Raw genomic sequence first — 15,994 nt, 5'->3', positions numbered from 1 at the left:
AGATGAAGAGAATGGGAATACTTGAATATCTGAAAAATCATCTTGTAGTAGGGGACGGAGCAATGGCAACGTACCTCTATCAACAAGGAGCACCTGTTGGAACCTGCTATGAGCTCTACAACCTCACCCATCCCAAAATGATCGCCGATGTCCATCAAGCTTATGAACAGGCTGGTTCTAAGCTCATCACAACCAATACGTACGGCGCAAACCGGGAGCGTCTCGAGCGCTACGGATACGGGCATAAGGTAACCCGAATCAATCGAGAGGCTATTAAAATCGCACGTGAATCCATCCAATCGGATACGTATATCGCCGGATCTATTGGCTCGATTGTCGCAGGACGCGTGACCCAATATGACTCAGATGAATATCACGATCTATACGAGGAACAAGCGACCGCCCTGCTCCATGCAGGGGTGGATATCATCTTACTGGAAACGTTTATGGATCTACAGGAGCTACTGATCGCTATTAACGCGATTCGGCCGCTCACAGATACCCCCATCGTGGCCCAGCTCTCGCTTCTGGAAGTCTCTCGTACCCGAGATGGGCATTCTCTTACGGATGCTTTTGCGCAACTACAAAAGCATGGCGTGACGGGGGTAGGGTTAAATTGTCGGATGGGTCCACTTGAGATCATCCGTGCCCTAGAAAAAACGATCGTCCCACAAGATCTCCTCATCAGTGCCTTCCCCAATGCTGGACGGCTCGGTGAGAGTGACGGTGAACTTCGTTATAAATCGGCTCCATCCTATTTTGGTGAAACTGCTCATCTCCTGATTAATCAAGGGGTTTCCATTATTGGCGGTTGCTGTGGAACGACACCTGAACACATTCGAGAAATTGCCCAAATCGCACAAAACCAAAATCCCGTCACTCGAATCAATCCACCTGTAGTGCCGGAAGCTTGCGAAGTCCTTTCACAACCGCCTAAGCGAACAGAATCAACGGTTTTAGAAAAAGTCGCCCAAGAAAGAACGATCATCTGTGAATTTGATCCGCCAAAAGACTTAGATGTCCAAAGTTTCTTACTCGGTTCCCAAGAACTTTATAAATCCGGTGTCGATGCCATCACACTCGCCGATAACTCCCTCGCCTCCGCACGTATGAGCAACCTTGCCTTAGGTGCACTTCTCAAATCTCAACTAGGAATTGAACCACTCATCCATGTATCCTGTCGGGATCGAAACTTACTCGGCCAACAATCGCACCTGATGGGCTTACATGCCTTAGGGATCGATCAAATTCTCGTCATCACAGGAGACCCTACTCGAATCGGAGATCTACCGGGAGCTAGCTCCGTCTACGATGTCACCTCATTTGAGCTCATCAGCATGATCAAACAGATGAATCAAGGTCTTGCCTTCACAGGGCGCTCACTCAAACAACAAGCCCAATTCATTGTAGGAAGTGCTTTTAACCCTCACGTGAGGCAAATTGAATCTGCCGTCACTCGTCTAGAGAAAAAAATTCAAGCAGGTGCGGACTATGCTATGACTCAACCCATCTACGATAAACAGACCCTCATCAAAGTGTACGAAGCGACTCGCCATCTAGATATTCCGATCTTCGTCGGCATCATGCCGATTACTGGATATCGAAATGCCCTCTTCCTACACAACGAAGTCCCTGGTATTAAAATCGCCGATGATGTAATCCGCCGCTTTGAATCCATCACAGATCCTGCTGTAGCTAGGCAAGTTGGGGTGGAAATAGCCAAAGATTTGCTCGATACTGCCATGACCTACTTCCCTGGAATCTATCTCATCACCCCCTTCTCCTATTGGCCTATGACAGTCGAATTAACGAGATACATTCGTGAAAAAGACGCACGTGCCGCTCAAGATAGTGCATAATGGGTTACAGAACCACGAAGAAGGCTGATCCCTGCCCACAGAGATCAGCCTTCTTTGTTTTGCCTATATCCCTATTTGTCAACATAAAGAGGCTATTTCAGAGACTGAAACACCCGAACCAACACAGATACTTTCTCTACAAATGGATCAAGTAGGGAGGTGGCATCTGTTCGAATCCGCATAGGACCTACTCTCTGAGGAATCAGGCGTACCCGAACAAAGCGAGATTCTCCGACAGGGATGGTTCCAAGATTGACTGTTTTTATATCAGCTGTTTCGATCGAGGCCGCTTTGGTCACATGGGCTGAGAGGATTCGTACATGCGGTGGAACCTGAATGTGGAACTTCACATCTGATGCATCGAGGGGCCCCTCATTCGTAACCCTGAAGGCACCAGATATAATTTGACCTACTCTAGCTCGCTTTGGAAACGGTTTCGTTTCTTGTTCTCCAATAGTGATATTAGCGGGTATAGCATGCACTGTAGTGGAGGCGGAGGCACTTTCGGCTAAGAATACCAGATTCCCTCCACTTGGATTCAGCTTTGTCACAAATACATCTTGGTCTCCTGCAAGCTTAGGTTGGAAGCCCCCTGCTGTAACAGGAAAATTAGGTGAATTCGTGCCACCCGTCACATACGCATTGCCTGCTCCATCCACCACAATCGCACTTCCTACATCAACCCCACTCCCACCTAGATACGTGGAGTAAACAAGCCCGCTTCCACTCGTATTTAATTTGGTCACAAATGCATCCTGTCCCCCTGCATTGACAGGTTGAAAAGCTCCACGCGTAGGGAAGTCCGTCGATGTTGTAGAACCTGTCACATACGCATTGCCTCCCGTATCCAAATGAATACCTTTACCTACATCATCTCCACTTCCTCCTAGATACGTAGAGTATATCAAGCTATTTCCCAGTGTATTTATTTTAGTGACAAAGGCATCAGACGCCCCACCTCCATAAGCCGTTTGAAAGGCTCCTGCCGTAATGGGAAAGTCTGTCGATGTAGTAATACCTGTCACATATGCATTGCCCGCAGCATCGATGGCAATCGCATTCCCATTGAGATTAAAAGCCTCATCTCCACTTCCACCCAAATAGGTAGAGTAGATTAGGCTACTTCCATTTCGGTTTCGTTTCGTGATAACGAGATCTTTGCCCCCTGCATTGGCAGGTTGAAAAACGCCCGGAGTAGTAGGGAAATTCGTAGAATTGGTAAAACCAACTACATATGCATTTCCTCCAGCATCAACGGCAATCCCTTGTGCTTGATCGTCTCCACTTCCTCCTAGATACGTAGAGTATATCAACACAGAATCTATGACGAGTAGAACATGCGGATTATATTTGTCTATGTGAAAACCGATGACTCTCTGCCCTATATCGTTAGTCGAAAGAATAAAACGGCTCTCTACTTCCTTTCGCTTGCCGCCTATCTCCTGATAACAATAAGGCTTTTTCTCTACCATTGTTCCATGACAAGTATGAATATGCAGATTCCCTTCCTCATCTATCGTAAGTTCATCTGCTCCTTCATATATCCACTGAATCTGCGATACATCACCGCCCGGATGGACAAGGAAGTCATACTTAAATTGACCTGAATCCCCGTAGAATACAGAATCAATCTGAGTCCATACATTTTCGTACACGACTTCCCGGTACGTAGGTAAATCCTTGATCCATTGACTCGGATCATTGCCAATAAAATAGTTTACTCTTCCTTCTTCTAATCCTCTTACGTATCTTTTAACCTTGCGATGGATATCTAAAAAGCGAAGAGCCAGTGTATAACCCCGTCTCTCTTCTATAGAGTCACGTTTTCCAGCCTCTATCCAAGATAAGCAGACTCCTTCTGAAGTAAACGAATAATGAAATCCCCTATTGGTCCCATAAAACAACGCATTCGAGTCCACTTGACCTTGATTCGGGATAAAGTAGAGTGGCAGTTTCCCGTATGTTTCGACCATTCTCGGATTCGCTACAGTTACCATCGTCTTCCGTTACGAAAAACTTATAAAACTCTACAAAGAGTTAATGTTTTCTTCCTGATTCATCGTGTCCTGTCTCGCCACATGCACGCTACTACAGTTTGCTGTAACACTCCACAGGCGTAAATTCCCGTGTAACTCACGGTACATATTAGCATCGTCTTGTAGGTGACTAAGATGCTAATTTAGCTAAGTTGATGGACGCGTTGAGATCGCGATCCATCTGCAACCCACATTCACAGCTCATCATCCGATCTGATAGCTTCAAATCCCGATGGATTTGACCACACTTGGAACAGGTTTTACTGGATGGATACCAGCGATCAGCCACCATAAGATTTACGTTATACCAGTTACATTTGTATTCCAATTGCCGTCTAATCTCATGGAAATTGCATTGTTGAATGTGACGAGCGAGATGTCGATTCTTCATCATTCCTTTGACATGTAAGTCCTCGATCACAATATGAGATGGCTTGGTTTTCACGATCTCGCTTGTCATCTGATGGATGTAGTCTTTTCGGATATGATGAATACGACTTCTCAACTTAGCGACTCTTTGTTCGAGCTTGATAAGGTTGCGTGTTTTCCGATAACGGTCTCCCTCCTTATTTAGGTGGTATTTACGAGAAGCTTTTCTCTGCAACCGTTTGAAACGCTTCTCTAATCGTTTGATTTTGCTTCCTTTATGGATGTTTTGATAATGCTTTCCGCTACTGACAGTAGCGAGTATTTTAATGCCTAAGTCAATCCCAATCGGTTCACCGATTGATACAGAATGATCAATATGGTCTGGAACCTCAGCGGTAATGGACACGTACCAGTCGATCCCTTCTCTGCTAACTCGGTAGGAGAGAGGCTTAAATTCTTCAGGTAAGTAATCTCTTTCTGCCAACCGTACCCAACCGATTTTCTCTAAACGAATTCGCTTTGGTTCAACTTTCACCTTATGAGGGTCTTGATAGAAACTCCACTTTGATCGCCTACGGCTTTTGAATCGTGGAAATTGAGCTTGTTTTTTGAAGAATCGCCTAAATGAATCATCACAGTCCTTAATCGCTTGCTTGGTAATGTTGTTGCTAAATCCATATAGCCAAGCGTGTTCTCCTGATTGCTTGAGCATCGTTAGATGTTTCCTTAAGTCATATTGACTGTAGCTTTTTCCTGTTTCTTCATAATGGGCTTTCTTCTGGTTGAGTGCCCAGTTGTACGCCCATCGTGCCACATGTGCCGATTGCTCCATCTGGGTTCGTTGTTGGTTATTCGGCTTTAGACGAATTCGATAAGCTCTAATCACGGCTAGTCAACTCCTTTACTAGCTTCTTAGCCCGATTTGCTCTCTTTCCTTGTAATCTACAACTAAAAGCGGTAACGATTTGTACCAAGTCTTCAACAAGTTCCTGCTCCTCTGTGTTATCTGTATGGTCGATAATTTCAATCTCGCATCCGTACAGAGAAGCCATATACTCCACTAGTTCAAAGCCAAATCGTAGCAGTCGATCTTTATACAAAACGACAACCTTATCAACATCCCCCATCGTGATACGATGGATGATCTGTTGCAAACCTTTCTTTGTGTAGTTAATCCCACTACCAATATCAGAAATGATTTCAAAAGGTTTACCCTGAGCAATTAAATATTGTTGCATGTTCTCAATTTGGCGATCTAAATCATCTTTTTGCTTCTGACTAGATACCCGACAATAACCGATAGTTTTCTTATCATGAGTCTGTTCTTGTTTTCCAAGATACTCACGCAACTGGATCTCACTATAGTAACGATAACCACTCTCTGTTACGTTAGCAGGTATAAAAATCCCTTGCTTATGCCAATTTCGGAGTGTTTGTTGGGTAACTCCTATTTGCTTGGCAAACTTTCCAATTGAGTACATCATTGAAGCCTCCTTACTACAGAACATCTTCAGGATAACTGAAAGAATATAATGTGTAAAGAGATTTTTATAAACTTTTATAAACTTTGTCTAACTGTTCTTTAGCCTCCTTTATCAACCGTATCGTATAAGCAAACCATGTCCTTGTAGAAGATTATGTTGGGTACATCGTTTTGGTGAGTTCGTCTATCGTCTATCGCCTATATAAAACACCCTTATCTAGGAAAATGGGCTTTCCCTGTCAACATAAAAAAATCTCCTCGAATCTGTATATCGTTTCATACACAGATTGAGGAGATTCGTTTTATGTTGACAGTGCCCAAACAGGTCTTACTTCGAAGAAACAATGGCGCTTTCCACTAGCTCCACTACCGCTTCTCTCGTTAGCTTCTGATTTCCGAGCTCCATAGCCCGTAGTGTACCTAAAGCAAGCACATACGGAATCCGGCAAAACTCCCAAATCTCGCGAGTTTTGATACTTTGGATATAATAGTCGGCAAGCTCTAACTGCTTTCGCGCATAGTCATATAAATCATCCATCTTCCAGCCTTCAGGTAAATAATCTACTTCCCGCGCTAAATCTTCTTCGCGATTCCGAATAATATTGACCGTTTGGAGTCCGCGACCGAAAGCGACAGCCAGATTCGTATCACATTGCGTACCATCGTGCCATTTCCAAATCTCATTTAATAGCAGACCTACTAATCCGGCTACGTAAAAGGTATACTCATTCAAATCAGCCACATCGCGAATATCCCAGTGACGATCACACCATTTCGCCATTCCATCTGCCATCACAGCAGTAGCGCGGTACACTTCTATATGTAACTCTTCCGGACATAGTTCAAGCCACTCCGGCAGAAGAAGTGTTACTTCAGGTAAAATAGAACTCCATGGCTCAAATAAGCGCCTTATATCATCCGCATGAAAAGGTTCACGTAGAATCAGACTAACACCACGTAGTAATTGAATCTTAATCTCTTTGTTTAAATCAGGATGGTCTTCGATCTCATCAATCGCACGCATAGCGAGATAGGCTGATGTAACCGCTTCTTTCAAACCATCTGGTAATCTAGTAATTGGAATAAAAAACGTTCGACTTGTTAACTGTAATACCTCTAATGCCTTGTCCATTTCTAGGCCCATACCTTGACACCTCCGATTAATCATATTTATATTTTACCAAAACGATCGATTTCTTGCGTATTTAGTATAATAAAATATTAGATTCACTACAAAACGAAGTTAGAACGATTCGCGACAACTATTCTGTGCCAGTAAACGGGGGATATCGATGTATAAGATTATGATCGTAGAAGACGACATCAAGATCACGGAATTGCTACAGTCCTATATCGAGAAATATGGTTATGAAGCTGTTATCACGACCGAATTTGATCATGTCTTAACCCAGTTTAAAGAAATGAATCCTGATCTAGTTCTGCTAGATGTCAATTTACCTAAATACGATGGATACTACTGGTGTCGTCAGATTCGCGCCCTATCTACATGTCCGATCCTCTTTATCTCTGCCCGCTCTGGAAAGATGGAGCAAGTAATGGCACTGGAAAATGGAGCCGATGATTATATCACCAAACCCTTTCACTTTGAAGTAGTGATGGCTAAAATCGGGAGCCATCTCAGACGAAACTATGGCACCTATGCTCATAAACAAGGGGAGCGAGTCATCGAACTCTCTGGACTTATACTCCAGCCAGAGAGACTGGAAGTAAGCTTTCATGATAAAAAAATAGAACTAAGCCATAAAGAAACCATTTTACTCCAAACCCTAATGGAACGCCCTACCCGAATCGTAAGCAGGGACCGTCTACTTGAGAAACTGTGGGATGGAGAAACATTTATCGATGCAAATACGTTAAACGTGTATATGACACGTACGCGTAAAAAGCTCCAAGAACTAGGGATTCCCGATGCGATCGAGACCGTAAGGGGAGCTGGCTATATGTTAAAGGTAACGTGGGGGCAAGTAGAATGAGGCTCTTTCTACGGGATCACCTCCCTCTCAGTATCCTGGCCATCATTCAGATGCTGCTTACCTTTTTTATCTTTTGGCTTGAAGATGTAGAGAAGCTATCTCTCTTGCTCTATCCCATTATCTTAAACAGCGCCATTTTACTTACATATCTAATTTACCGTTTTATCAGTCTACGCTCCTTCTATCATCGCCTATCCAAACCAATCGAGACATTAAATGAATCGGTACAAGCAGTCGGCTATGCCCCGATGGCAGAGAAACTAGATCAATTATTAAACATCCAATTTCATCATTACCAAGATGGCTATATCCACTACAAGCAAAAATTGAGTGACCACATCACCTTTATCAATCAATGGGTTCACCAGATGAAAACACCCATCTCTGTGATCGAGCTTACCATTCAAGATGAAGATGCCCCGATCTTCACAAGCATCCATGAGGAGTTAGACCGCTTGCGAGAAGGGCTAGAGATGGTTTTATATGCTTCTCGTCTAGACGAATTTGAGCATGACCTCCATGTTGAGTCCATCTCGCTACAACCTCTTGTGAGGGAAGCAATTTCAAGTCACAAACGCCTATTTATCCGCAATCAAGTTTATCCCGTTGTCCAAATCGCTCCAGAGGTAAAGATATACTCTGATGAAAAATGGCTGGAGTTTATCCTGAGTCAGTTGCTTACGAATGCTGTTCGCTATTCGGCTGGTTCCGGGGAAGAAGTAGTGGTATCGGCTTACATGAAAGGGGAGCGAGTTGTACTTGAGATAACCGATCACGGGATCGGGATTCCCTCGAAGGACATCCGTCGTGTGTTTGATCCTTTTTTCACAGGGCAACATGGGAGAGAATATCGAGAGTCGACTGGCATGGGGCTTTATCTGGTGAAGGAAATCTGTAAGCGGTTAGACCATCAAGTAGAGTTGGAATCCCAAGTGGGTGCGGGGACAACGGTACGATTATTTTTACAGACGGTTGAGATGTGAAAATGGAGAGACGGCAACCTATCACGGGAGCCGTCTTTCGTTCGTCTATCACAGAACCTTACAAAAAAGTAAGATTGGTTAAGCTAATTCGTTAGAAACAAATCTCCTTCTCCGATAAAGTATGAATCATCCAATCACAACCCATGGAGGGGGAATGTACATGTTACAAGTAAAACAATTAAACAAAATCTACAGCGGAAAAGTAGCAACGAAAGCGCTCGTCGACATCAACCTTACGATCGAGCAAGGGGAATTTGTCGGGATTATGGGACCATCGGGAAGTGGGAAAACGACATTACTAAACATGGTTTCAACAATCGATACCCCTAGTTCTGGCGAAATCTATATCAACGGCAAAAGCCCGCAGATCCTGAAAGCAAATGATCTAGCTCGGTTTAGACGAAGACATCTCGGTTTCGTGTTCCAAGATTTTAATTTACTCGATACACTCACCATCGCAGAAAATATCGTATTGCCCCTGACACTCGACAAAAGAGGTCTACGGGAAATGGACCAAAAATTGAAAACAGTCGCGAAGAAACTTGGCATCGAAGAGATCTTAAAAAAGCGTACCTACGAAGTTTCAGGTGGTCAGAAACAACGTGCTGCGATTGCAAGAGCGATGATTCACTCCCCGTCCCTCCTATTAGCCGATGAACCAACAGGGTCCCTTGACTCCAAATCATCTCGTACGGTTATGGAGATGCTAGAGATGATTAATCAAACCGAAGGAACAACCACGATGCTCGTTACGCATGATCCTTTAGCAGCAAGCTTCTGTCATCGTGTCGTCTTTATCAAAGATGGTCAGCTCTATAACGAAATCCATCGTGGTGATAACAGACAACCGTTTTTTCAAGAAATCATCGATATGCTTTCCTTCCTAGGAGGGAACAATAATGAACTTTCGTCAGTTCGCGTTTAATAATGTCCGTCGAAACACTAGGGCTTACTCGGCTTACTTCTTAAGTAGCTCCTTTGCCGTTATGATTTTCTTTATGTATGCGGTATTTATTTTCCACCCTGATATTGCAAAATCTGTGGGAGGACAAGAAATTCTATATGGGATGAAAACCGGAGAATATGTAGTCCTGGTATTTTCATTCTTTTTTATTCTCTATTCAACTAGCTCCTTTCTAAAAGTGAGAAGTAAAGAGCTTGGTATCTTAACGATTCTAGGAATGCAAAAGAAGCAATTGCATCGTCTCATCTTCACCGAAAATATGATCATTGGTTCTGCGTCGATCCTTACAGGCATGATAAGTGGGATATTTCTATCGAAACTTTTCCTTCTAATGGGGGCAAAAGTCGTAGACATCAAGGAACTCCCACTTTATCTTCCTATGAAAGCGATTGGACTTACGATTGTTTCCTTTTTGCCTTTATTCATCATCATTTCGTTGGTGTCATTATTTTTGATTCGTAAAAAACGTGCCCTTGAATTGTTAGAAGGCACAAGCAAGCCTAAGACAGAACCGAAAGTCTCCATTTTACTTACTTTTCTCTCTCTGGCTTGCTTTACCTGTTCTACGCTCTACATTGTCATGAAATCAAAGTCATTTATCGAGTCTGACATTCTTCAAGTAGCTGGCTTAGTATGCATTGGAACCTATTTCTTCTTTCACCAGCTCTCTGGAATCGGTATTCGCTTATTAAAACGGAGTCGTGTGTTCACTTGGAAGGGAACTCGCCTCCTATGGACTTCAGAGATGGCTTATAAAATCAAGGATAACTCGCGAATGTTTTTTATGATCACCGTGATGATGACAGGGGCCTGTATATTTGTTAGCGGATTTATCGCACAAGATCAAGAGTTAAAAGAAGAATTTATGAAGAGTAATCCGGATGTTATCTATCAAACTCCATTTGGAACTCCTCCCGAATCTGAACACTATGAAAAAAGAAAATGGTATACAGACGTAGTGAGAATAGAGAAAGAATTTAAAAATTCAGGAGTTACATTTGATAAGGTGGTTACTTCCAGTTTCCCTATGGTCGATTTTATTGAGCAATCTGTGGCGCTGGATGTAAAAAGCCAATCTAGCTATAACCTTGGAGCAGTAAACAAGGTGAGTCTAAAGCAAAATGAAGCGATTATGATCCATGTACCAGGAAAAAACACACAAGAAGATTCGGGTAAAATCATCCAGAAACTCAGCCTTCCTCAGAAAGATATCTATCTAAACGTAGTGGAACATCTAGGGAAAGGGTATCCGAATGAAGTGATTGTTTCAGACTCCCTATACAATGAATTAAGGAAAAATGGCATTTCCCAATACGGCAAAACCGTAGGTGAAACCATAACAGTCAAATACTCAATACCTGATTGGAAAGCAAAATCCAATTTATCTTTCGGGGAACCCGTTGAAATTCAACTAGCCAAAGAATTTCATAGTTGGGAAACTAGCGAGGGGCAAAAAACAGAAAGTTTCGAGGGGTATATTACCTCACGTGCACAATCGTATCTATTCAATAAATCTTCGAATAGCGCAAAGATGTTCATTATGGTATTCATCGCAGCGATCTTCTCCATCGCCTCTGCTAGTTTCATCTACTTCAAACTCTATACTGAATTAAGGCAAGATCAACGGATGTATCACAGCCTATCGAAAATCGGAGTCAATAGTAAGGAAATGAAGCATTCCGCTACAATTCAAATCGCTACCTTGTTTTTTCTTCCATTCTTTATAGCAGCACTGGAGACGATCATCGGCCTGCTACTCATGAAAGAGCAAATGGAGCTACAAAATGTCTTTATCCCTTCACTTATGGGGACTGGAGCCTTTTTCATCGCTCAACTAATCTTCTTCATCATCGTTCGTTATCGTTATGTGCAACAATTAAAACGTGTAATGGTATAGTCCAGATCATCTTTTAGGAGGGAATCGCTATGAACTTTCGTCAGTTCGCACTTCATAACACTAGACGAAACGCAAGAGCTTACTTGGCCTACTTTTTATGTAGTTCGTTTTCCGTCATGATTTTTTTTACCTATGCGATGTTTATATTCCATCCTGACATAGCTAGAAATGATTTAGGTAAAAATACGAAAATCCTACTACAAGCCGCTGAATTTGTAGTATTTGGCTTCGCTTTCTTATTTGTACTCTATTCGATTAGTTCCTTTTTGAAAGTGAGAAGCAAAGAGTTCGGTATCTTAACCATACTAGGAGCACAGAAGAAACAGTTAAATCATCTGATCTTCTTCGAAAATATGATCATCGGTTCCATTTCCATCCTAGTTGGAATCGTAAGTGGTATTCTCCTCTCCAAACTTTTTCTCTTATTAGGGGCAAAAGTCATAGATATAAAAGAACTACCTCTCTATTTTCCGATCGAAGCGTTTGGATTAACGATTATCGCCTTTCTAGCGTTATTTATCATCGTTTCATTTATTGCTCTTTGGTTGATTCGTTCCAACCGCACCCTTGAGTTATTAATGGGATCGAGCAAACCAAAGAAAGAGCCTAAAATCTCAGTCCCCTTAGCCCTCCTGTCAGTATCTTGTATGATCGGTGGTCTACTGGTTATGTACCTACCTCAATTTTTTACAAGTACCATGATGCTGTCATTCCTAGGCTTAGGAATCATCGGAACCTATTTCTTTTTTACGCAGTTCACAGGTGTCATCATTCGCCTACTTAAGAAAAATCGTTCCTTTTTTTGGCGTAATACCCATCTCCTTTGGATTTCTGAGATGGCGTATAAAGTGAAAGATAATGCGCGCATGTTTTTCATGATCACGATTATGACGGCGATGGCCTGTTCAGCTATTGGATTCTTTGTAGCTCGTAATCAAGAGGCAGTAGAACGGTTTATGAACTCGCCCCAATACTTTGACTATTTACCAGATACGGTATATGGAGTATCTCCTCCGTATCAAGAACGCGATTGGTACCGTGATGTAGAAAAAATGGACCAAGAGTTTAAGAAAGCCAATGTGAAATTTGATAAAGCCATTACCTCACAAATAGATATTTCATTTAAGGAGCTAGCCCCTGAACGTAGCTCCGTTATAAGCCAGTCTGAGTATAACCAAGAGGTACGCTTGATGGATAAGCAGGAGGAGATAAAACAACCTCTTAAGCCGAATGAAGCAATAATTAATAAATACTATTTAAAAGAAAAGAAAGACTTAAAGAAACTTAGCCTAGATAAAGGAAATATCGAGCTAAATATCATAGGTGCAAGGGGCCGATTTGATATCGTTGTTTCCGATACGACCTCCCAGCAGTTAAAAAAATATAGTAAATCGGAAAATACAACCGTTCGCTACCATGTGCCGGAATGGGATTACAAGAAAAATGGTTCTAAGTCACTCGATCTCCTCTTAAAGAATTCGTCGGAAATTGAAATCGCTAAAAATCTAAGAGATTTAGAACTAAAAGGCGATCGCTCCCTCAATACACGTGGACTTGCATATCTGAGGGATAAAGCAGAGTCAAACACCTCTTTATTTATCTTAGTATTCATCGCAGCGATCTTTGCAGTCTCTTCAGCCAGCTTTATCTACTTTAAGCTCTATACTGAATTAAAACAGGATCAACGTATCTATAACGGCTTATCGAAAATCGGGGTCAGCGCCAAAGAGATGAACAAATCAGCTACCATCCAAATTGCGATCTTGTTCTTCCTTCCGATGTTCGTAGCCACTTTAGAAACCGTAATCGGTCTTATAGTCCTAAACAAACACTTTGGATATAAGCATATGTTTGTCCCTTCTCTCATCGGGGTCAGCGCCTTTTTCATCGCTCAGCTTATTTTCTTCCTCCTCGTGCGTTATCGTTACATCTTGCAATTAAAACGCGCGATGGTGTAAATGTAAAAACAAAAAAGAAGCACGATTTTTCCCTACATGATAAGGGGATCGTGCTTCTTTTTTGATTCGAACCAACTATACTAATTTTCTACGGATACGCCCCGAGATAAAGTCGATTAATGTTACCATAATAATGATCCCTAACAAGATAATTCCGACTCGATCCCAATCACGGCTATGCATGGCAAAGATCATCGGTGCACCGATTCCACCTGCGCCTGCGATACCAAGAATCGTAGCCGAACGAACATTAATCTCGAAACGGTACAGAGCGAGGGAAAGGAATTGTGGAACAACCTGCGGAACCACAGCAAACCAGAAAGACTTCATCCCGTTAGAACCCGCCGCCGACATCGCTTCCACAGGTCCCATGTCAATCTTCTCAATCTCTTCCGAGTTTAGCTTCCCTAACATCCCAATCGAGTGTAGCCCTAGTGCAAGTACTCCACAAAATGCACCCGGTCCAACCACTTTTACAAATAAGAGTGCCATTACTAACTCTGGGATGGTACGAACAAGGCTAAGTACAATCTTCCCAGCGCCTGAAAAAATCTTCCAGCGAATAATATTTTTCGCTGCCCATATGGAAAAAGGAATACAGAAAACGACGGAGATAAACGTACCCAAGAAAGCAATGGCTAAGGTTTCAATCATCAAAAACGTGAGATCCTCTCCATCACCTTTATACACATACGACCAGTCGGGATGAATAACCCCATCTATAATCGCTCGTGAGGTCTCTGACGCAGTGTCTTTAATCTCTATATTCGGCATACTAGCAAACGCCCATATACAGATCAATACGAAGATGGAAACAGATCCCCATCTAATAAGGCGCTGCTTTACTGGCGTTTTCGGTTTTTTAACGTCTACTATCTTCATACCAGTCTCTCCCTTAACTTCGTACTAATCCAATCGATGATCACTACCACGACAAACATAGCTAAGACAATAGTAGATAGCTTTTGATACTCTAAAAAACCCATTACTCTTTCATAATTAATCCCAATTCCACCTGCACCCACATAACCTAGAATAGCCGCCGCGCGAACATTAATCTCAAAGGTGTATAGCACATAGGATGTAAAAGAAGCAAGAACTTGCGGGATTACGGCAAAGCGTATCCAAACCAGCTTTTTAGATCCTACTGCTGTCATTGCTTCAAGAGGACCTGAATCAATCGTCTCAATGGACTCATATAGTAATTTTGAAATGATTCCCATAGAGAAAAATGCAATGGCAAGAATCCCCGGAATCATTCCCATTCCAAAGATGGCCACGAATAAGGCAGCAATCAACAACTCTGGAATGGCACGAATAATATTTAGGATAAAACGGGCTGGAATCGTAACCCATTTACTAAATAGATTGTTTGCCGCTAGAAAAGCGACCGGAATCGATAAAATCGCACCTAACAAAGTCCCGATGAATGCCATTCGAATCGTATCCAGTACCGGAGTAATAATGGGTTCAAAGTAGCTCCAATCCGGACTAGCCATCTTCACTAAAATCGATTGCATATTAGGTAAGCCTGAAATCAGATCTTCTATATATGCCTTTGTATTAACTGAACTCGCATAAAACAGGATGAATAACAAAACCGCCGTGAGCAGGTGTTTCGTTTTTCTTGGCTTTTTTAGTGATGCCATCTGTTGCTCCATCGAAAGTCCCTCCCCTCTTAGTTCATCTTCTCTAATTGACGACCGTAAATCTCTGAGAAGCACTCATCTGTCGCTTCTTCGACTGGTCCGTCAAATACGACTTCGCCATCACGTAATCCGATGATACGAGTCGCATATTTACGAGCAAGATCGACATAGTGAAGGTTTACAATCGTGGTAATTCCATCTTGTTCATTAATGTGCTTTAAGTCATTCATCACTTGCTCGGTTGTCAGCGGATCAAGGGATGCAACCGGTTCATCTGCTAAAATTAACTTCGCCTTCTGTGCAAGTACACGTGCAATCGAAACCCGTTGTTGTTGACCGCCAGATAACTCATCCGCACGAGAGTAAGCCTTTTCGAGCATATTCACTCGGTTTAAGGCTTGAAATGCTAATTCCTTATCTTCCTTTGGAAACATTCCTAGCAACATACGAAGAGTTCCATGATATGCGACACGACCGGATAATACATTGCGCAGTACACTGGATCGCTTTACTAAGTTAAAATTCTGGAAAATCATTCCGATGTCACGGCGCATTTTCAGCAATTCTCCCCCACGAGTCGCTGTAATCGATTTCCCATCGATTAGGATTTCTCCTTCTGTAATCTCATGCAGACGGTTTATCGAACGCAAAAAGGTAGATTTTCCTGCACCGGATAGACCCACAATAACAATAAATTCCCCTTTTTCTATCTTAAGATTGATATTTTTCAGGCCTTTGGTCCCATTTGGATATGTCTTCGATACATTTTTAAATTCGATCATACTGCTCTCTCCCCTATTCG

Annotated in this window: 13 protein-coding genes; 6 read left to right on the top strand and 7 right to left on the bottom strand. The window is 42.5% G+C overall.

Annotation, left to right across the window (positions count from 1 at the left end):
* Positions 1 to 2 precede the first annotated feature (2 nt).
* The gene (locus J2Z48_RS06775) at positions 3 to 1,859 is read left to right on the top strand and encodes a bifunctional homocysteine S-methyltransferase/methylenetetrahydrofolate reductase (RefSeq protein WP_307252072.1); all 1,857 of its coding nucleotides are present in this window, start codon (positions 3 to 5) and stop codon (positions 1,857 to 1,859) included.
* Positions 1,860 to 1,951: 92 nt separating this feature from the next.
* On the opposite strand, the gene J2Z48_RS06770 is transcribed toward J2Z48_RS06775, so the two are convergent.
* The 4 genes from J2Z48_RS06770 to J2Z48_RS06755 form a co-directional block, all read right to left on the bottom strand.
* Positions 1,952 to 3,856: a DUF7948 domain-containing protein gene (locus J2Z48_RS06770; protein ID WP_307252070.1), complete on the bottom strand. Its 1,905-nt coding sequence runs from the start codon at positions 3,854 to 3,856 to the stop codon at positions 1,952 to 1,954.
* 169 nt (positions 3,857 to 4,025) lie between these two features.
* Positions 4,026 to 5,150 carry an RNA-guided endonuclease InsQ/TnpB family protein gene (locus J2Z48_RS06765; protein WP_307252067.1) on the bottom strand — a complete coding sequence of 375 codons (1,125 nt, stop codon included), beginning with the start codon at positions 5,148 to 5,150 and terminating at the stop codon, positions 4,026 to 4,028.
* Entirely contained in the window at positions 5,143 to 5,748 is a 606-nt protein-coding gene (locus J2Z48_RS06760) for an IS607 family transposase (protein WP_307252065.1), read from the bottom strand. Before J2Z48_RS06760 ends, J2Z48_RS06765 begins: the two co-directional genes overlap by 8 nt.
* Before the next feature lie 327 nt (positions 5,749 to 6,075).
* Entirely contained in the window at positions 6,076 to 6,891 is an 816-nt protein-coding gene (locus tag J2Z48_RS06755) for a squalene/phytoene synthase family protein (RefSeq protein ID WP_307252063.1), read from the bottom strand.
* Positions 6,892 to 7,039: 148 nt separating this feature from the next.
* Here J2Z48_RS06755 and J2Z48_RS06750 point away from each other — a divergent pair, with 148 nt between their 5' ends.
* From J2Z48_RS06750 to J2Z48_RS06730, 5 genes are all read left to right on the top strand, one after another.
* A complete protein-coding gene (locus J2Z48_RS06750; protein WP_307252061.1) occupies positions 7,040 to 7,741 on the top strand; it encodes a response regulator transcription factor in 702 nt (233 codons plus the stop codon).
* Positions 7,738 to 8,724: a sensor histidine kinase gene (locus tag J2Z48_RS06745; protein ID WP_307252059.1), complete on the top strand. Its 987-nt coding sequence runs from the start codon at positions 7,738 to 7,740 to the stop codon at positions 8,722 to 8,724. The genes J2Z48_RS06750 and J2Z48_RS06745 overlap by 4 nt, the downstream gene beginning before the upstream one ends.
* Before the next feature lie 160 nt (positions 8,725 to 8,884).
* Positions 8,885 to 9,649 (top strand): ABC transporter ATP-binding protein, encoded by a 765-nt coding sequence (locus J2Z48_RS06740; protein ID WP_370872894.1) that lies wholly within the window; start codon positions 8,885 to 8,887, stop codon positions 9,647 to 9,649.
* The gene (locus J2Z48_RS06735) at positions 9,624 to 11,585 is read left to right on the top strand and encodes an ABC transporter permease (protein ID WP_307252053.1); all 1,962 of its coding nucleotides are present in this window, start codon (positions 9,624 to 9,626) and stop codon (positions 11,583 to 11,585) included. Before J2Z48_RS06740 ends, J2Z48_RS06735 begins: the two co-directional genes overlap by 26 nt.
* Positions 11,586 to 11,614: 29 nt before the next feature.
* Positions 11,615 to 13,543 (top strand): ABC transporter permease, encoded by a 1,929-nt coding sequence (locus J2Z48_RS06730; RefSeq protein WP_307252051.1) that lies wholly within the window; start codon positions 11,615 to 11,617, stop codon positions 13,541 to 13,543.
* Positions 13,544 to 13,618: 75 nt separating this feature from the next.
* Here the strand turns inward: J2Z48_RS06730 and phnE (J2Z48_RS06725) are convergent, their stop codons facing one another.
* Genes phnE (J2Z48_RS06725) through phnC form a run of 3 tightly spaced genes read right to left on the bottom strand, consistent with a single transcriptional unit; the run spans position 13,619 to position 15,974 of the window.
* Positions 13,619 to 14,425: a phosphonate ABC transporter, permease protein PhnE gene (gene phnE / locus J2Z48_RS06725; protein ID WP_307252049.1), complete on the bottom strand. Its 807-nt coding sequence runs from the start codon at positions 14,423 to 14,425 to the stop codon at positions 13,619 to 13,621.
* Positions 14,422 to 15,204 (bottom strand): phosphonate ABC transporter, permease protein PhnE, encoded by a 783-nt coding sequence (gene phnE, locus J2Z48_RS06720; protein WP_307252047.1) that lies wholly within the window; start codon positions 15,202 to 15,204, stop codon positions 14,422 to 14,424. The genes phnE (J2Z48_RS06725) and phnE (J2Z48_RS06720) overlap by 4 nt, the downstream gene beginning before the upstream one ends.
* 17 nt (positions 15,205 to 15,221) lie before the next feature.
* Complete coding sequence (gene phnC, locus J2Z48_RS06715; protein WP_307252045.1) at positions 15,222 to 15,974, bottom strand: phosphonate ABC transporter ATP-binding protein; 753 nt, start codon at positions 15,972 to 15,974, stop codon at positions 15,222 to 15,224.
* Positions 15,975 to 15,994: the final 20 nt, after the last annotated feature.

Source organism: Croceifilum oryzae (assembly GCF_030814315.1).
Lineage (GTDB): Bacteria > Bacillota > Bacilli > Thermoactinomycetales > Thermoactinomycetaceae > Baia > Baia oryzae.
The sequence above is the reverse complement of the archived record's forward strand: the minus strand, read 5'-3'. Positions and strand labels throughout refer to the sequence as shown.